The organism is Comamonas sp. B21-038, from assembly GCF_022387135.1.
Lineage (GTDB): Bacteria > Pseudomonadota > Gammaproteobacteria > Burkholderiales > Burkholderiaceae_C > Comamonas > Comamonas sediminis.
This window is the reverse complement of sequence record NZ_CP092462.1, coordinates 1,514,616-1,532,893: the sequence shown is the minus strand read 5'-3', so window position 1 is coordinate 1,532,893 and position 18,278 is coordinate 1,514,616. Positions and strand designations below refer to the sequence as shown.

The 18,278-nt window shown below is 66.0% G+C and carries 11 protein-coding genes; 10 read left to right on the top strand and 1 reads right to left on the bottom strand.

Translation table 11 applies throughout. From position 1 onward, the window contains the following. Window positions 1–189 precede the first annotated feature (189 nt). A complete protein-coding gene (locus tag MJ205_RS06870) occupies window positions 190–1,647 on the top strand; it encodes a hypothetical protein (RefSeq protein WP_239811771.1) in 1,458 nt (485 codons plus the stop codon). A 128-nt stretch (window positions 1,648–1,775) separates the two neighbouring features. Here the strand turns inward: MJ205_RS06870 and MJ205_RS23730 are convergent, their stop codons facing one another. After that, window positions 1,776–2,960, bottom strand: coding sequence for a L,D-transpeptidase Cds6 family protein (locus MJ205_RS23730; RefSeq protein ID WP_305852722.1), 1,185 nt, complete (start codon window positions 2,958–2,960; stop codon window positions 1,776–1,778). 488 nt (window positions 2,961–3,448) lie between these two features. On the opposite strand from MJ205_RS23730, the gene MJ205_RS06850 reads away from it, so the two are divergent. The 9 genes from MJ205_RS06850 (at window position 3,449) to cpaB (ending at window position 18,230) form a co-directional block, all read left to right on the top strand. Next, window positions 3,449–8,602: a hypothetical protein gene (locus MJ205_RS06850; protein ID WP_239812846.1), complete on the top strand. Its 5,154-nt coding sequence runs from the start codon at window positions 3,449–3,451 to the stop codon at window positions 8,600–8,602. A 101-nt stretch (window positions 8,603–8,703) separates the two neighbouring features. Next, window positions 8,704–9,222: an OmpA family protein gene (locus tag MJ205_RS06845; protein ID WP_239811770.1), complete on the top strand. Its 519-nt coding sequence runs from the start codon at window positions 8,704–8,706 to the stop codon at window positions 9,220–9,222. Window positions 9,223–9,288: 66 nt separating this feature from the next. Then, a complete protein-coding gene (locus MJ205_RS06840) occupies window positions 9,289–10,836 on the top strand; it encodes a hypothetical protein (protein WP_239811769.1) in 1,548 nt (515 codons plus the stop codon). Window positions 10,837–11,136: 300 nt separating this feature from the next. Further along, the gene (locus MJ205_RS06835; RefSeq protein WP_239811768.1) at window positions 11,137–13,014 is read left to right on the top strand and encodes a peptidase domain-containing ABC transporter; all 1,878 of its coding nucleotides are present in this window, start codon (window positions 11,137–11,139) and stop codon (window positions 13,012–13,014) included. Next, the gene (locus MJ205_RS06830; protein WP_239811767.1) at window positions 13,011–14,339 is read left to right on the top strand and encodes an HlyD family type I secretion periplasmic adaptor subunit; all 1,329 of its coding nucleotides are present in this window, start codon (window positions 13,011–13,013) and stop codon (window positions 14,337–14,339) included. The genes MJ205_RS06835 and MJ205_RS06830 overlap by 4 nt, the downstream gene beginning before the upstream one ends. Window positions 14,340–14,342: 3 nt before the next feature. Further along, window positions 14,343–16,232, top strand: a complete 1,890-nt coding sequence (locus tag MJ205_RS06825) for a TolC family protein (protein ID WP_239811766.1) — start codon at window positions 14,343–14,345, stop codon at window positions 16,230–16,232. 81 nt (window positions 16,233–16,313) lie between these two features. Further along, complete coding sequence (locus tag MJ205_RS06820) at window positions 16,314–16,499, top strand: Flp family type IVb pilin (RefSeq protein WP_116924463.1); 186 nt, start codon at window positions 16,314–16,316, stop codon at window positions 16,497–16,499. A gap of 10 nt (window positions 16,500–16,509) precedes the next feature. After that, window positions 16,510–17,064 (top strand): A24 family peptidase, encoded by a 555-nt coding sequence (locus tag MJ205_RS06815; RefSeq protein ID WP_239811765.1) that lies wholly within the window; start codon window positions 16,510–16,512, stop codon window positions 17,062–17,064. 125 nt (window positions 17,065–17,189) lie between these two features. After that, complete coding sequence (cpaB, locus tag MJ205_RS06810; protein ID WP_239811764.1) at window positions 17,190–18,230, top strand: Flp pilus assembly protein CpaB; 1,041 nt, start codon at window positions 17,190–17,192, stop codon at window positions 18,228–18,230. The last annotated feature ends 48 nt before the right edge of the window (window positions 18,231–18,278 follow it).

Sequence of the window (18,278 nt, the reverse complement as noted above, 5' to 3'; positions counted from 1 at the left end):
GAGCGGCGTGGGCCTTCAGAAGCGGACCCGCACCACCGGGTATGAAAATATTCAAATAAATCAACATCATCCCGATTGCAGACATTCTTCCGGAAAGCATGGGCACGCTGGCACGGCAGTTGCTCAGTTCCTTGCAGGCCAGACATTTTTTCACCCAGCCAGCCCTTCACCCGGACCGGAGACCTGCACATGACCCAAAACGCTCCCTTGCTCAGCCCGGAGGTCTGCGATACCTTGTTCGATGCAGCCCAGGAACGCCACCTGTCCATGGAGGTCCACAGCGCCCCGGGACTGAGCCACCAGCTCCAACTGGCTGCACGCTTTGTCGCCCAGCAGGCGGCCGAGCTGCCCAAGCCCTACGATGGCTGCCTGATGTTCTTCACGGTGACCGCACAGCACCTGCCCATCACCAGCTTCTGCACCCACCAGCCCAGCATTGATGAAGCCTGGGCCGAAGGTGCAGCGCGGATCCGGCAGTGGGCCTGGGCATTCAACATCACCAGCATGGAGCTGCGTGTCGACTGGGTGACGGCAGTGCTTCCGCTGGCGGGCGATGAGCCGCAGGATGCGTTGGCTGACCTGCGCCAGTCCTGGAGCCTGGCCGACCATGCGCCGTACCGCGGCGAAATGCTCGCCGCGCTGAGCCAGCAGACAACGCGGGCGCTCTCGCGCCTGCAGCAGTTGAGCGATGCGGTGCCACCCAACACCCAGGCCCGCTGGCATCTGGTGCTGGAAGGCCTGCACCTCTGCCCCCTGGGAGAAATGCGCACCCTGCCCCACTACCCGCCAGCCGCACCACGGCAGAACCGGGGCGACGCGGCACCGGCGATCTACCAGGCTACCCAGCAGCTGCTGGCCCTGAGCCAGAGCGAAGACGGCAGTTGGCCCGAGGCCAGCACCTTGATCGACCACCTTGGCATCACCTACGCACTGCTGCTGACGCAGCGCCAAAGCGGAACCACAGCGGCGTCCTCCATGACTGTGCACCGTGCCATCGCCTACCAGGTTGCGCAAATGCAGCGCTGGAGCCTGCATGAATGCGGCAGCGACCTGCTCAAGGCGATGGGGCTGATCGTGCTGGTGCAGTATGTCCACCTCTACCCGGGCGCTGGCAGTGCCCCAGCGCTGCGGGACCTGATTGGCCTGCTGTCACAGCAGTTGCATGGCAAGACCGGCAACGCCGCCGGTGCCTCTGCACCCTGGGCCCAGTTGGCGCTGCAAAGCCTGCAACTGAGCGGGCAGCAGGCTGGGGATGCACCCGGCGGCGGCGAGCCCGCATCCGCCACGGACTGCCAATGGCTGCATGCAGCCTGGCAACAGATGCACGCCCTGGCACAAGACCAGGAGCACAGCAAGCTGCATCCCGAGCCCTGGGTGGCGACTGCGTTGATGGAATGCTCGCTGCAGCACGGCCAACCCGCGTTCTCCAGCCCGGCGCAGCGCAGCCAGTTTTTCTCGGGCATGCAGTCGCTGTTCAAGACCTGCTACCAGCGCATGGTCTGGCCCAAAGCGGGGCATCCACTGGCCGGCCGCCAGCGCCCTGCCAGCGGTGGCAGCCGCGCGCCGTTGACCGACTGCCGCGTGGCCAGCCAGTTGCTGATCACGATCAGCGCGGCGGTGAATTTCTCCAACCTTGCGCGCAACTGAACGCTGGGGGCGCGAAATGCGCACGAGTTGCGGCAGTCAGCGCCAGCAGCCCGTACGACTACGTTGAGCGCCCCACCCCAGCCAGGCGCCTGTCCGTTCCCGGCAGGCGCCTTTCCTGTCGCACTGGCTCAGCGCCCGACGGTCTCGCTCACAATGCGCCATTGGCCCTGCTCCGGCTGCAGCACCAAGGTCTTGCGCGTGTTGCTCTTGAGTGCCCCGGAGGCGTAGGCCTGCAGAAACCGCGCGCTGGCACGCTCGCCCTCCACCACCACTTGCACATCGCTCAGCACTACGCTGATCTCGCGCTTGCCCCCAATGCGTTGGCGGCGCGACTGCTTCCAGGCCGCCAGGCTGCTGCCATCGGCGGGTGTGAAGCTGGGGCTGTAGGCAGCCAGGTAGGCGTCCATGTCCTGCTGTGCCCAGGCCTTTGCCCAGGCCTGTACAGCCGCCTGGACGGCGACAGGGGAAGCATCGGCCTTCGGCGTAGCGGTTTGCGCAGGCGGCGCATCCCCCGCCGGATCGGGGCGGGCAGAAGATAGGGCCGCCTGCGCGCCGGCCAGGGGCCGGGGCGACGCCGATGGGGTGCGCCCGGCGGTAGACGGCGGCGGCGCAGGCTCGGTGGAGCCCAGTGAAGCTGCGGACTGCACAGGCGTCAAGTCTGGCGCTGGCGCGGCCTTGGCTGCAGACACGGGCGCGTCCGCGGCCACCGCAGCCACTGGCAACGCAGCGGCCGGCGCAACAGACCCCGCCTTTGCCGTCGCAATCTGGGCGATCAGCGCCTGCTTCGGAGCAATGCCCTGGCGGCCGCTGTCCAGCTCCAGCACCTTGGCGTAGGACTGGCTGGCCATGCGTGCATACAGATCACCGAGGTTTTCATAGGCAGTGGCATAGCCGGGCTGGGCGCGGATGGCCTGGTCCAGCGCATCGACAGCTTTGCGCTCCTGCCCCTGAGCGGCATAGAGCACCGCCAGATTGTTATGGGGCTCGGGCATGGCCGGGTAATCGCGGGCCAATGCCGAAAAGATCTGAATGGCCTGCGGCAGCTGCTTTTGCTCCGTAGCGATCACACCGCGCAAAAAGCGCATCTCTGCATCGGCGGGGTTCAGTTGCAGAAACTGGTCGGCCTGCTGGGCGGCTTGCTCGGTGTGCCCCTGCTCGAGCAGCTGCGCGACGGCATCCACCTCTCGCGCCGCATGGACCGGCAGCGCCAGCAACGCGGCGGCGCCGCCTGTCCATAGTGCGGCGGCCACTCGGGGCAGCCGCGTCTGCAATAACCGGATCGAACGAGAAACAGGGCGAGACGCAATGCGCATAAATGGCTTTTTCAAAGTCATGGGTCAGAAAACGCAGCCGAATGTCCGGCCCGACAGGCACCGGATCAGCGATTTGGAACAACAGGCGAGAAGCAGACGACAGCGGAAATGGTATGCGAGCACGGCACCTGATTCATTATGTAAATTTTTATGGCTTATCCCGCCCCATGTTGCAAATACTATGAACCAACAAAAGTATCAAATATTTACAGATTTGCTCCGCCATAACTCGGGAACGTTACGTAACACCCCACGGAACAACATTGGACATAGCTTAACCACCCTTCCGAATCATAGTTTTTAAATAGCGGATTTTCCATTGGTTAATAAATTACCCCATATTTTTCAATCACTTATGAAAAACCAAAAGACGCCAGATAAAAAACAAATCTATGGCACACATGTTGCACAGGCTCCACCCAGATAAGCCTCGCGAGGCGAGTCGGAGCCCTTGCGTTTGATATTCCATCTCCAACAGGACAGAGAACATGACCACCTCTACCGCCCTCCCTTCCAATACCGCAGCTGCCGCACTGGCAACCCACGGCATAGCGTCCCAAACCGGCAGTGGAGCGGCGATGGCCGCATCGGCCAAAGGCACGCCTGCCACGCTGTCCCAGGCCACTGCTGGCGTGCAGATCGTGCGCGACGGCCAGACCATGGCAACGCCGGCAGGCACAGCCTTGCAGGTGGGTGACAAGATCATCGTCCCGGCCGATGGCAGTGCGCAGGCCCAGTTCACCGGCGCTGGTGGCCAGAAGCTGGTCGGTACCTTTGCCGGTGGCACCGAGGCGACGTTGGGCTACCAGGCAGGGTCTGACGGGGCCGGTGCCATGGCGCTGGATCTGGCCTCCGGCAAAGTCGATGTAGCCCCTGCCGGCGATGACACCGACGCGCTGGGCCTGGTGGTAACCCAGGAAACGGCCGAGGCAGGTGGCTCCACATTGGGCGATTTTCTGCTGGCGGGTCTCGTCGGCATTGGCGGTGGCGCGCTGATTGCGGCCGCATTGGACAGTGGGGACGATGACGACGACCGCACGCCTCCGGTCAACCCTACCAACCCCACGGATCCAACCAATCCGACGAACCCCACCAATCCTACGGATCCGACCAACCCCACGGACCCCACCAGTCCAACCAACCCAACGAATCCGACCAACCCGACGGATCCTACGAACCCGACCAATCCAACCAACCCCACGAATCCGACGAACCCGACCAATCCAACGAACCCTACGAATCCGACCAACCCCACCAATCCAACGAACCCGACTAACCCCACGAATCCGACCAACCCGACGGATCCTACGAACCCGACCAATCCAACCAACCCTACGAACCCGACCAACCCAACCAATCCTACGGATCCCACGAATCCCACGAATCCGACCAACCCGACGAACCCCACCAATCCGACCAACCCGACGGATCCTACAAACCCGACCAATCCAACCAACCCCACGGATCCAACCAATCCGACCAACCCCACCAACCCTACGAATCCGACGGACCCTACCAATCCGACGAATCCCACGAACCCGACCAACCCAACCAACCCTACGGATCCAACAAATCCGACGAACCCGACCAATCCTACGGATCCAACCAATCCAACCAATCCTACGAACCCCACCAATCCGACCAACCCGACGGACCCTACCAATCCGACCAACCCTACCAATCCAACTAACCCCACGGACCCCACCAATCCGACGAACCCCACCAACCCCACGGATCCAACCAATCCGACCAACCCGACCAACCCAACGGATCCGACGACTCCTACCGATCCGACGGATGGGCATGGTCTGATCACCTCGGTGGAGGACGTACTGGGCGCGCTGGGCGGTGGCACCTTGGTGGCACCCGTCACGGACCTGGTCAATTCGCTGATCAACCCATCGACGGGAACCCTGGCAGTGGTGACCGGCGTGCTGGAGCAGCTGACCAATACCAATGGCGGTCCTCTGGGCGTGCTGACCGAGCTGGTCGATGGACTGGTCAATATCCAGGACCAGGGGCTCGAGCCACTGGTGGCGACGCTCAACCAGTTGATCGCCGGTCTGGGCGACCCGACCGCTACCGAAGGCATTCCCGGCGTGGTCAACCAGGTGCTGGGCGGATTGCTGGGTGAGAACAGCCCGCTCGGTGAACTGCTGGCAGGCGTTGGCGGCCTGCTGGGCGGCTTGCTGGGCGGCGGCTCCGGTACGCCTCCCGGTGGTACGGATGGCCCCGGCATCGTGACCACGGTGCAAGAGGTGGTGGATGGGCTGCTGGGCGGCACCGTGGCCGAGCCCGTGGGCCAATTGATCGACAGTCTGCTCAACCCCAGCGATGGCACACTCGCCACCGTCACCGGTTTGCTCGAAGGGCTGACCAGCGTGGAAGGCGGCCCGCTGGGGGTGCTGACCGAGTTGGTCCATGGCCTCACCCAAGTGGACGGCCAGGCGCTGCAGCCGCTGATCGGCACCTTGAACGAGCTGATTGCCGGTTTGGGCAGCATTGGCGAAGGCGGTATCAGCGGTGGCCTCATTGGCTCGATCGTCGGCAGCATTCTGGGTGGCCTGGTGCCAGGCGGTGGCGCCACTGACGGCGGCGTGGTCACCAGCGTGCAAGACGTGGTGGACGGCCTGCTGGGCGGCACCGTGGCCGAGCCTGTGGGTCAATTGCTCGACAGCCTGCTCAACCCTGGCAGCGGCACGCTTGCCACAGTGACGTCGGTGCTCGAAGGCCTGACCTCGGTCAATGGTGGCCCGCTGGGCGTGCTGACCGAGCTGGTCAATGGCCTGACCCAGGTCGAAGGCCAGGCGCTGCAACCTGTCATCGGCACGTTGAACGAGCTGATTGCCGGCTTGGGCAACGTGGGTGAAGGTGGCCTGGGAGGTGGCGTGATCGGCACCATCGTTGGCGGCGTGCTCGGTGGCCTGGTGCCCGGTGGCGGCGCCACCGACGGCGGCTTGGTCACGACGGTACAGGATGTCGTCGATGGTCTGCTGGGCGGCACGGTGGCCGAGCCTGTAGGCCAACTGCTCGACAGCCTGCTCAACCCTGGCAGCGGCACGCTTGCCACGGTGACCTCGGTGCTCGAAGGCCTGACCTCGGTCGAAGGCGGTCCGCTGGGTGTGCTGACCGAGCTGGTCAGCGGCCTGACCCAGGTCGAAGGCCAGGCGCTGCAACCGGTCATTGGCACCTTGAACGAACTGATTGCCGGTCTGGGCAGCATTGGCGAAGGCGGTTTGGGCGGCGGCCTGGGCGGCGGTCTGATCGGAACCATCGTCGGCGGTGTGCTGGGCGGTCTGGTCCCGGGCGGCGGTGCCACCGACGGCGGCTTGATCACCACAGCCCAGGATGTCGTCGACAACCTGCTGGGCGGCACCGTTGCTGAACCGGTAGGCCAATTGCTCGACAGCCTGCTCAACCCTGGTACCGGCACCCTGGCGACGGTCACCAACGTGCTCGAAGGCCTGACCTCGGTCGAAGGCGGCCCACTGGGCGTACTGACCGAGCTGGTCAGCGGTCTGACCCAGGTTGAAGGGCAGGGCCTGCAGCCTGTGATCGGCACGCTGAACGAACTGATTGCCGGCCTGGGCAGTATCGGCGACGGCGGTGGCGGCGGCCTCGGTGGCGGCCTGATTGGCACCGTGGTTGGCGGCGTGCTGGGCGGTTTGACGGGCGGCAATGGCGGCCTGCTCGGCGGCCTGACCGGTGACGGTGGTCTGCTGGGTGGCCTCACTGGAGAAGGCGGTCTGCTGGGCGGCCTGACGGGCGAAGGCGGCCTGCTGGGTGGCGTCGTCGGCGGCAACGGTGGCTTGCTGGGCGGTCTGACCGGTGACGGCGGCTTGCTTGGCGGGCTGCTGGGTTCGGGCTCGGGCGGTGCCGACGGCAGCGGTGTCGTGACCACGGCACAAAACCTGATCGGGGACCTGGTCGGCGGCACGGCCGCAGCCCCTGTCAACGTGGTGGCGGATACCTTGCTGGATCCACAAAGCGGGGTGTTGGCCCCTGTGACCAGCGTGGTGGAAAGCCTGACCAACACCGGCAGCGGCCCGCTTGGCGTCGTCACCTCGGCCGTCAATGGCCTGACCCAGGTGCCTGGCCAGGCGCTGGAGCCGGTGGTCTCTGCAGTGCACGAGGTTGTCGCAGGTCTGAGCGGAGGCACGTCAGGCGGCGCAGTCGGCGGCCTGCTCGGTGGCCTCACTGGAGAAGGTGGTCTGCTGGGAGGTCTGACTGGTGAAGGCGGCCTGTTGGGTGGCTTGACCGGTGACGGCGGTCTGCTAGGCAGCGTTGTCGGCGGCAATGGTGGCCTGCTCGGCGGTCTGATCGGTGAAGGCGGCCTGCTGGGTGGCTTGACCGGTGACGGCGGTCTGCTCGGCGGCGTCGTCGGCGGCAATGGCGGCCTGCTCGGCGGCCTGACCGGTGAAGGCGGTCTGCTCGGCGGATTGCTGGGCAACGGCTCCGGCGGTGCCGATGGCAGCGGCGTGGTCACCTCGGCACAAAACCTGGTCGGCGATCTCGTCGGCGGAACGGTGGCAGCGCCCATCAACGCGGTGGTCGATACCCTGCTGGATCCGCAAAGCGGCGTCCTGGCGCCGGTGACCAGCATCGTCGAAGGCTTGACCAACACCGGCAACGGCCCACTGGGCCTCGTGACCTCGGCGGTCGACGGCCTCACGCAAGTGCCTGGCCAGGCGCTGGAGCCGGTCGTCTCTGCGTTGCACGATGTGGTGGCGGGTCTGAGCGGCGGCGCATCGGGTGGCGCGGCCGGCGGCTTGCTGGGCGGTTTGACCGGCGAAGGCGGTTTGCTTGGCGGTGTGCTGGGTGGCGACGGCGGCCTGCTCTCCGGCGTCACTGGCGAAGGCGGCCTGCTGGGCGGCTTGACCGGCAATGGCGGTCTGCTCGGCGGCCTGACCGGAGACGGTGGCCTGTTGGGCGGTGTGCTGGGCTCCAGCTCGGGCGGCGCCGATGGCAGCGGTCTGGTGACCACCGCGCAAAACGTGGTGGGCGATCTGGTCGGTGGCACGGTGGCAGCACCGGTCAACGCCGTGGTTGATACCTTGCTGGATCCGCAAAGCGGCGTCTTGGCACCGGTCACCAGTGTCGTCGAGGACCTGACCAGCACCAGCGGTGGCCCGCTTGGCGTGGTGACCTCGGTCGCCGATGGCCTGACCCAGGTGCCAGGCCAGGCGCTCGAGCCGGTGCTCTCTACCGTGCACGAAGTCGTGGCAGGGCTGGGCGGTGCCACCTCGGGTGGCGGCGCAGCAGACCTGGGCGGTGTTGTTGACGGTCTGCTCGGCGGTGTGCTTGGCTCGGCCGATGGCACCACGGGCGGCTTGCTGGCGGGCCTGACCGGCGACGGCAGCCTCGTCAGCGGCCTGCTGGGCGACAACGGCGTCGTCGGCGGCCTGCTGGGTGGCAACACCGGCCTGTTGTCCGGCATCACCGGTGAACAAGGCATCGTCGGCGGTCTGCTCGGCGGACAAGGCCTGCTGGGCGGCTTGCTGGGGGGTACGGCAGCGCCGCACTTCGTGGCCAGCAGCGCAGGCAGTGCGCTGCAGCCGGTGGCCACGGCCATCAGCAGCGTGACCAGTGGCGATGCACACAGCGTGCTGCCGCAGGACCTTCTGCACCACCAGGCGGCCTGATGCACAGCGCTCCCCGCGCTGAGCAGTGACCCGCTTGTGCCCCATGGGTTCGCAGCGTTTGCCTGGCAACAGGCAAGCGCCGGGCCCGATCAAGGATTGCCATGTTCAAACATTTACCTCTCTCCGTTGCCGCCGCACTGGCCTTGAGCCTCACCGCCTGCGGCACCAGTTCCACCACCGCCAAACGCGAGGAACACATTTACGCGCTGCCCAAACCGGCGCAAGCACCTGCCCAATCGGGCGTGGCGCCGGTCGTGGCCACCGCACAGCCCGGCAAAAAAGGCCCGGCCAATACCGCCCATATCGTCTATTTCGACTTTGACTCCTACACGGTGCGTCCCGCCGATCGCCCGGTTCTGGAAAGCCATGCCCGCTGGATGCGCAGCAACCCTGGCCAATCGCTGACGTTGCAAGGCCACACCGATGCACGCGGTGGCATTGAATACAACCTGGCGCTGGGCCAAAAACGGGCCGAGTCGGTACGCAGCAGCTTGCAGACCTTGGGGATCGATCCCGCGCGCGTCGAAGCCGTCAGCTACGGCAAGGAGCGGCTGGCCGACACCGGCACCAGCGAAGAGGCCCACCAGCGCAACCGCCGGGTGGAGTTCGAGTACCGCTAAGCGCCGCACGGCATGGCGCGCAACCGCGCCATGCCGATTCTCTTGTCTCAGCCCTCTGGAGGCCCCGTGTTGGCGCACCAAGCACCCCACCGCTGGAGCACACAGCCCAGCCTGGTCCAGCAACTGGGCCTGGGCCTGGACTACCTGAAAACCCGCACCAGCCCGCTGCCCGAGCCCTTCGGTGATTGCATCCTGCTGCTGAGCGTGGCCACGCCGGGTGAGCCCGTGGCCACCTTCTATGTGCGGCGCGCCACCCTGGATGCCGCGTGGCGCGCAGGCTCGACCCAGGTGCGGCAATGGGCCTGGAGCCGCAGCCTTGACTGCCTGGAGTTGCGCATCGACTGGCCCCTGCAAATCAGCGCGTTGGAAGCCGCCGCCTCCGTTCTGCCGGGCCAGCAACCCACCGTATCGGCCTGGGCGCTGGCCGATGAGAGCCTGGAGCAGGTCCAGTTGCTACCACCGCAGCACTGGCCAGCAACGGCGTCAGCGCCCCGCAGCTGGCTGGCGGCGGGCGCCCAGCAGCCAGACAGCCTGCCCCGCGCGCACTGGTTGCTGCATCTGCAAGGGCTGTTGGTCAATAGCGAGGGCAGCCTGACACCGTTGCCACGCGCGGGAGCCGGTCCGTCGCGCAGCAGCGGGCCGCTGGAAGCCGCAGCAGCCTCAGCCGGCCCCCAGCCGAGAGATCCCAGTCTGGCGATACTGCAAGCACTGGCCGCGCCCGAGCCCGCCTCAGACAGCTGGAGCAGCGAGCGCTTGGACGCCTTTTGCGCACGGCTTTATGCGCTGCTGCTGGTACAGCACCACTACCAGCAGCAGGCGGACGACGGCCCGGCAATGCCGCAGCGTGGACTGTCCCAACTGCTGGGTCGCGCCGCGCTGCAACTGTGCGAATACATCAGGGACGAACAGGCGGAGCGCGCGCAGCACCTGAACCATGCGCTGTGCCTGCTGGTACTGGCCCGCTATGCGCAGGCCGAGTCCGACGCGCTGGACAGCGTGATGCCCGCAATGGCGCAGTTGGCCCGGCGCATAGCAGCCCATCAGCCGCTGCCCGAAAGCGACTTGCAACCCCCGTTGCCCACGCCCAAACCGGCCGCACTGGCACCCGCCTGGCGTCTGGTGGCACTGACCGCCTATGCCGGATGCCTGGGCACCGCTGGGCCAGTTGCTGCGGCAGGCACTGCCGTACCGGCGAGCGACACCGGCCTGCACAGTGACGCCAGCCCGGCCCGCATGGCGGCGCCCGAGATAGCGGCGCTGGAAGCACTGACCCGGCACTGGCTGCAGTGGCATCTGCTCGCCCATGGCGGTGCTTCTGCACCACAACCCGATTGGTCCGTGATTGCCGTGGCCGAGCTGGCCTTGCAACCGGCGATGGCCACCGCACGCCGCCATTTGCAAAGCTGCAGTTGGCTCGCAGCGCTGCGCCAGCCTTTGCGCGCCAACCTGCCGCAACGCATTCACCCGGAAACAGCAATGTTTTTGCCACCCGACACCCGCGAGTACACCGCGTTTATCGACCCCTTTGCGCATGCCGAACCGTCCCAGGCCAGCAGCTGGCGCAGCTACCAGTGGATTCACCATATCGCTGTCCCGCAATTAATCAATTTTTGATTAGCAAGCACTATTAATTTGTTGAACATTTACATAGAAAAAAACTTCAACCACTCCGCCCCGCCAATATTTAATCAAACCCTATATTAAGTATCTGGGCGGGTGACATTTGCCATAAAAAAATACAATTTCTTACCACCTACCATCCGGGATATGTTTGATAAAAATCAAAGTAAATTAGAGCAATTGCTGAACCAAACAGCAGTTGGTTCTACGACTTAATAACAAAAACAAATAAATAGATAAGAGTATTTGTGCAGTGCAGCAGTGGATAGCTGAGAGGAATTGGGAGAGACCTACATGATCGAGTACCTGCTACCCCGCGCCTTGGTGTCACGCACCGAAGCCACGGCGCAGGCCCAGGAGGCCGAAGCGGCGACCGCCAGCCCGTTTGCCTCTGCGATGGCGACCTCCTTCGCCCATGCCAAAGGCCATTTGCACCAGGCCGTCTGGCTGTCCCTGCCCATCAGTCTGCTCGGCCTTCTGCCCTCCATCTTCCTGCTGCAGGTCTACAACCGGGTCATTTCACGCGGCGGCACTGCCACACTGACGGCCATGGTCGCCGGCGTGCTGTGCATGCTGGCGCTGGAGCTGTACCTGCGCCGCAAACGCGCCCGTGCGCTGCGGGAAGCCGGCGCCACGATCGACCGCGAAGTCTCGCAAAGCCTGATGCGCTCGATGCTGGGCCACCCCTTGTTGACCTTGGAGCAGCGCTCAGCCACCCAATGGCTGCAGCTGTTCCGCGATGTCGGCGCGATGCGCTCGTGCATCTCGGGCGGCGTGGCCTCGTCGGTGCTGGATTTGCCGATGGCCCTGCTCGCGCTGATCGTGATCGGCATCATCGCCTGGCCGGTGCTGCCGGTGATCGTCGTGGCCATGGTCATCCTGGCGGTGCTGGCCTGGTGGTGGGCTGATGAGGTGCGCAGCGGCCGGGTCGAAGAAGTCGAGCAGGCGCGCCAGCTGGACAGGGGCACGGCCGAGATCTGCAATGCACGCGGCACGCTCAAGGTGCTGGGCTATGACGCAGCGGCCCAGCAGGCCTGGCAGTCCGGCTATGACCGCTGGCTGGCCGAGAGCTTTGAGAAAAACGGCGAGATGGAAAACGCCAAGGAAACCAGCCATGTGCTGCTGACCTTGTTCTCGGTCGCCGTCATCACTGTGGGTGCCTTGGCCATCAATGCGCAGTGGATGAGCATCGGCAGCCTGATGGCGGTGAACCTGTTGTCAGGCAAGGCCTTGGGCCCGATTGCACAGCTGGCCAGCAACTGGCGTTCGCTGGCCCGCGCCAACGAGGCCACTGCGCGCCTGCAGGATGCGCTGGAGGAGCCGCTGGAGCCCGATAGCCAACGCATCGCGCTGCCCCGGCCACGCGGTGTGTTCCGCCTGGAACAGGCCAGCTTCCAGTACCCATCGGGCCATCTGGCGCTGGACAACGTGTCGCTGCAGATCGGCCCCGGCGGCATCCATGCGATCCTGGGCCGCAATGGCGCCGGCAAATCCACGCTGGCCAAGCTGCTCGCCGGTCTTTACCAGCCCACGCAGGGCACCATCTCGATCGACGAATATGACATGGCGCAGTTCCCGCGCAATGACCTGGGCCGCTGGGTCGGCTGCCTCGCGCAGCAGACCTACTGGTTCAGCGGCCCCATCGTCGATATCCTGCGCATGGTCAGCCCCGATGCCGATGACGGCCAGATTCTGGCGGCCTGCCAGCTGTCCGGTGCGCACGGTTTCATCAGCCGGTTGCCCCAGGGCTACCAGACGGTGCTTGGCGAAGGCGGCGCAGGCCTGTCCGCCGGCGAGCTGCGCAAGCTCGGTCTGGCCCAGCTCTTTCTGCGCAACCCTTCGGTACTGATCCTCGACGAGCCCAGCAACGACCTCGATTTCGAGAGCGAAACCGCGCTGCTGCAGACGCTGCGCCAGATTGCGACCAAACACACCGTCATCATCGTCACCCATTCGCTGCGTGTGGCATCGCTTGCCCAGCATATTTACCATGTGCGCGGCGATGGGCAGGTCGACCAGGGCCAGCCCGAGCAGATGCTGCCGCTGCTCTTTGGCGTCAGCCACAAGCCAGCGGCTGCTGCCAATGAGGCCACCGCATCGCGCAGCGCTGCTGCCGCTGCCAAGCCAACACCGGCATCCGGCCCGGCCCAGGCCCAGGAGTTGGCATCATGACGGCCCGCTCCCTCCACGACCTGCCCCAGGTGCTGCAAAACCTGGAGCGCGCACCCGATCCCGGTACACCCGCACCCGGCCGCAACCAACGCCGTATCGCACTGGCGGCCTTGGCCGTGCTGGTGATGGTGGGCCTGTTCTACCCCGTGGAGAACGTCGTGGTCGCCACCGGCCAGGTGATTCCGTCGGACCGCGTGCAGACCGTGCAGCACCTGGAGGGCGGCATTGTCACCACCGTGCATGTGAAAGAAGGCCAGGAAGTGCACAAGGGCGAGCCGCTGCTGGAGATTGACCTGGGCGGCAGCAGCCTGAACCTGGAGCAGCTGACGGCCCGCAGCGCCACTGCGCAGGCCAGCCGCACGCGCCTCACCGCCGAGAGCCAGGGCTTGGCACTCAAGGCCTCGGACTTCCCCAAGGAGCTGGAGAACAAGATCGTGCGTGCCGAGCTGGGCGCGTTCTCGTCGCGCGCGCTGGAATACCAGGGCAGCCTCGCGTCCAGCCAGGCCATGCTGCTGCAGGCCAGAGGGGATGTGGCTCAAAGCCAGGCCCGTATTGACGGTCTGCGCAGCAGCCTGGCGCTGCATGAGCAAGAGGCCGCCATCGCCCAGCAGCTGGCGGCCGAGCAACTGATCGGCCAGCTTGAAGTGCTGGACAAGCAACGCGCGCTGACCTTGGTGCGCACCGATCTGGCGGCCGCCACGCAAAGCCTGGTCAGCAACCGTGCCAAGGTCGAGCAGGCGCAGGCCAAGATTCTGGAAACCCAGGGCGCGTTCCGGCGCCGTGCCTCCGAAGAGCTGGCGCAGACCGAGCGCGAACTGCTCAGCCTGAGCGAGGACCTGTCCCGGGCGCGCAACCAGCGCAGCCGCACCGTGGTGCTGGCCCCGACCGACGGCGTCGTCAAAGGGCTGCGCAGCTCGGGTGCGGGCTGGGTGGTCAAGCCTGGCGAGGCGATCCTCGAAGTCGTGCCCGACAAGGACGAGGTCATCGTCGAAGCGCGCCTGAACCCGGCCGACCGGGGCTATGTGCGTGCCGGCCAGGCCACCAAGGCCAAGGTCAGTGCCTATGACTACCTGCGCTATGGCTTTGTGCCCGGCAAGGTCACGCTGGTATCGGCCGATGCCGACCACGACCCGAACGTTCCCGATGCGCCTTCGTATTTCCGGATCCAGGCCAGCCTGGCCCAGCCCTGGGTCGGCCGCAAGGACAACCGCATCACCACCGGCATGCAGGCCGAGCTGGATCTGCTGCTGGGCCGCGAGCCCTTTATCTGGTACCTGCTGCGCCCCGTGCTGCATATCCAGAGCGAAGCTTTCCGGGAGCCTTGAGCCATGCGCCTCTTTGCCCCCCTTCTCCCCAGCTGTCAGCCAGCCCACTACCTGGCGGCGCAGCCCCGGCTGGCTTGCCCGGCACGTGCCGAGCCGCAGGGCTCTGCCGTCTGGGGAATCGTCTGTGCGCTCACGATGGCCTTGGCGGGCAGTGATCTGCAGGCCCAGGGCTTCTCCGATGGCACCGTGCCCGCGCAGGACAGCAGCCTGCACGATGCCCCGCCGGTGCTGGAGATGCCGCTGCGCGTGCAAAGGGCTGAGCCTGCGCTTGAAAGCCCAGTTTCCGCGCCTGAGGTGGCCAGCCATGCTGCGCCAACCGCCCCTGCAGTACGGCCTGCTCCAACGGCAAACGCCCCTGTTTCCCCCGCCAGCTCCAGCCCGGCTGCCGCATTGCAGATGGCGCCCAAGCTGATGCCCGGTACGCTGGCGGGCAACGCATCCCAACAACAACTGCTGGCCGCGCTCTACGCCATGCTGAGCGACCACCCCGATGTGCGCAAGGCGCGCGCCGCGGTGGAATCGGCTGGCTACGACACCCATACCGCAGAGGGCGCACGCTGGCCCACGTTCAAGCTCGGCACCTCGGCCGGCAATGCGGCACTGCCCCAGGGTGGGCGCCGCAGCTCCTACACGGCAGTGAATGCCGAAGTGCGCATGAACCTGCTCGACGGCGGCGCCATCAGCGCCGGCATCGAATCGGCCCAGGCAATGGAAGCGGCCCAAGGCAGCGCCCTCTACACCACGCGCCAGAATGTGCTGCTCGACGCATTGTCTGCGTTGCTGGAGCTGCACCGCTTCCAGACCAAGGCCCGCATTGCCGCCGAATCGGCCGAGATCATCGGCCAGCTGGCGCAGGTGGAGGAGCGCCGCGCCGAGCTGGGTGCCGTCGGCCGCAATGACCTGCGCCAGGCCGCCTCGCGCCGCGCCAGCGCCCTGGCCCAGCAAAATGCCCTGGAAGCCCAGCGCATCGATGCACAGGCCCGCTTTACCCGATACTTCAACTACATCCCCAGTCTGTCCTGGCTGCCCGAGCCCCAGGTGCCCAGCTTCTGGGTGCCGACCAACGAGCAAGCCGCGCTGCTGGCCGCCGAAAACCAAAGCGCCGAGCTGCGCGAGATCGCTCATCTGATCGCGCGCGCCCAGGCCGAGGTGGACCGCAGCAAGGCCCAGCGCTGGCCCACGGTTGCGGCCGTCGTCTCGCACACCCGCGATCCCAAGAGCGTGCTCTATACCGAAGGCACGCGCTATGGCGTCGAGCTGAACTGGAACTTTGGCAATGGCTTTGAGCTGCGCGACCGCATCCTCAAGGCCATCAGCGAGCTGCAGGCGCAGCAGGCCCAGCAAGAAGCCGTGCGCCGCCAGGTGCATGAGGCTGCCTCATCCGCCTGGGGCCGCTGGCAAGCGGGCCGCGCGCGCGAAACCCAGCTGCGCGATGCCGTGCGCGAAGCCAGCGCCGCCTTTGACGGCTACCGCCGCCTCTTGGAAGTGGGCCGGGGCAACCTGTCGCAGGTGCTCGATGCCCAGCTCGATGTGCAGCGGCTGATGCTGGACGCCGCCGACGCCATGTATGACCAGCGCATCAATGAACTGCGCCTGACCCGCACCACCGGCCGGTTGCTGCCCCGCGACTTGCCCGAGCACTGGCTGGACCAGCTCTTTGCCCAGCGCTCTGCGAATGCCCCCGCGCCTGCCGCTGCGCAGCGCCCCTTTGCCGGCCCTGGCCCCGCGCCCCTGGCCAGCAGCCGCGCAGCCCCTGCCCGGCCCGGCACACCCTCTACCTCTCCCCCTGTTTTGACGGCACAGCGCCTGCCGCTGCGCCTGGACCACCGATGGGACGCGCAGTTGCTCAACCAGCCGCAAGGCCCCGGTGCAGCACGCGCTCTGCGCTGGTAAGAGGTACGGGTTTCCACAGCGACAGGCGCTTGCCCACGCCTGCCACTGTTTTTCAGCTGGGCTATGTAAATGGAGAGCATCATGACCAACATCATCAAGAACTTCTGGAACGATGAAGAAGGCGCGACCGCCATTGAGTATGGGTTGATTGCGGGGCTGATTGCGGTCGGTCTGCTGGTGGCGTTGACCGATATCGGTACCAAGCTGAAAGTGGTCTTCGAAAAAATTGGTACTGCCCTGACCGCTTCCGGCACCGCAGCTCCCTGATCGCCTCGCCGTGGCCACCACTGCCTTCACCTGGATCCTGCTGCTGTGGCTTGTCGCCATAGCAGTCATGGACCTGCGCAGCCGCAAGGTGCGCAACTGGATGGTGCTGCTGGGCCTGGCTACAGGTCTGGCAGCACTGTTCGGAGGTGCGCAACCGTTCGACATGCTGGCCTGGCAAGGCCTGGCGGGGATGGCAGTGGCCTTTGCCGCCCTGCTTCCCCTGTACGCCATCCGTTGGATGGGGGCCGGGGATGTCAAGTTTGCGGCGGTGGCTGGGCTGTGGTTTGGACTGTCCCCCTATCTTCTGGCCATCTGGCTGGGTGCAAGTCTGCTTGCCGGTCTGCACAGCATGGTCGTATTGGGATGCCGCATCCTGCTGCGCAGCCCCCAAGGCGCGCTGCTGCTGGCCAGGCTGCCAATGCTGCAGCCCGTGCTGGCAGCGGGTGCAGATGCCCCTGCCAACGACCGGTCTCGTGGCCCCCACCGCAGCATTCCCTATGCGGGCTATATGGCTCTGGTGGCGATCGTGCTGATGATGCGCAACTCCGTTCCTTTCCAGGGTTGAAGGACTGCTGACATGCACCTCTATCCACCTCTACTTTCCATGTGCTTTGCTGTCGCCTCCTGGGCCGCATGCGCTGCCGCGACAGCAAAGCATATGCCGTGTTCAACCTCCAGGAGCCTCCGACCATGAACCTCACCAAGATACTTGCCGGCCTGCTGCTGGTACTGGCCTTGGCCCTGGGCCTGGGCGCCTTGATGCTGGGCCGCCAGACGGCCAATCGGCCCGTGGCACCCGTAACCGAGGCCAGCGGCACCTCCGCCAGCCAACCTGCCCCTACCCACGCAGTCGTGGTAGCAGCCAAACCCATTGCCGCAGGCCAGCGCCTGGTAGCCGACGATATCAAGATCGCGCAGTTGCCGGTGGCGGTAGCATCCAGTTTCTCGACGACCGATGCACTACTGGGCCGCACCACCACGATGGCTCTGGTGCCTGATGCACCCCTGTTTGAACAGCAGTTGATCAGCGGTTTGGCATTGCAGGTCGAACCCGGTCAACGCGCGGTGTCCGTCGGTATCCGTGAGGCCATGGCCGCTGGCCACCATGTGCGGCCTGGCGATTTTGTCGATGTGTTCTTTACCTTGGATGGCAAGTCCGACGCCGCGGAGGTGGACAGCCAGACCCGGCTGCTGCTGGCGCGCACCCGTGTGCTGGCCTATGGCGCAGCCAGTGTGGAAAACCCACCGCTCACCCTGGCCCAGCGCCAGCAGGAGGAGCAAGAGGCCGCCAAGACCGGCAGCAGCGCCAATGCGGCCCGGCGCAATACGCAAGATGCCCAGGCGGCGCGCAACGCAGCCACCGCCGTGCTGGCCGTACCTTTGCAGGATGTCGAGCGCCTGACCCTGGCCGAGAAATACGGCCAGCTGAGCCTGGCGCTGCGCCACCCTGATGACAGCCGTGTGCCCGACCCGGCGCTGTTTGCCGCGCTGCCTACCGTGCTGCAGCCGGTAGCGGGCAAGCTGGCCAAGGGCGAGCAATTGCAGGACATGGACCGCTCCTTTGCCGGCCTGCGCTTCAAGGACCTGGCAACGGGCGCCGACAGCAAACCGGTGCGCCGCCCCGCCGCCGTCACGCAGGCCAAGGCGCCTGCGGCACCTGCTGCCCCGGCCGTACCGCTGCGCACGGTAGAGGTCTACCAGGGCGCCAGCGCGCAGACCGTACGTTATTGAGGGCGACCGGGGTTGTCAGCCCCGGCCGTCCGCGCCAGCACAGGCGCA

What these genes read in the sequence shown, in the direction of transcription:
- MJ205_RS06830 (WP_239811767.1), top strand. Translation starts at nt 13,011, where the DNA reads ATGACGGCCCGCTCCCTCCACGACCTGCCCCAGGTGCTGCAAAACCTG.
- cpaB (WP_239811764.1), top strand. Translation starts at nt 17,190, where the DNA reads ATGAACCTCACCAAGATACTTGCCGGCCTGCTGCTGGTACTGGCCTTG.
- MJ205_RS06820 (WP_116924463.1), top strand. Translation starts at nt 16,314, where the DNA reads ATGACCAACATCATCAAGAACTTCTGGAACGATGAAGAAGGCGCGACC.
- MJ205_RS06845 (WP_239811770.1), top strand. Translation starts at nt 8,704, where the DNA reads ATGTTCAAACATTTACCTCTCTCCGTTGCCGCCGCACTGGCCTTGAGC.
- MJ205_RS06835 (WP_239811768.1), top strand. Translation starts at nt 11,137, where the DNA reads ATGATCGAGTACCTGCTACCCCGCGCCTTGGTGTCACGCACCGAAGCC.
- MJ205_RS06850 (WP_239812846.1), top strand. Translation starts at nt 3,449, where the DNA reads ATGACCACCTCTACCGCCCTCCCTTCCAATACCGCAGCTGCCGCACTG.
- MJ205_RS06870 (WP_239811771.1), top strand. Translation starts at nt 190, where the DNA reads ATGACCCAAAACGCTCCCTTGCTCAGCCCGGAGGTCTGCGATACCTTG.
- MJ205_RS06825 (WP_239811766.1), top strand. Translation starts at nt 14,343, where the DNA reads ATGCGCCTCTTTGCCCCCCTTCTCCCCAGCTGTCAGCCAGCCCACTAC.
- MJ205_RS23730 (WP_305852722.1), bottom strand. Translation starts at nt 2,960, where the DNA reads ATGCGCATTGCGTCTCGCCCTGTTTCTCGTTCGATCCGGTTATTGCAG.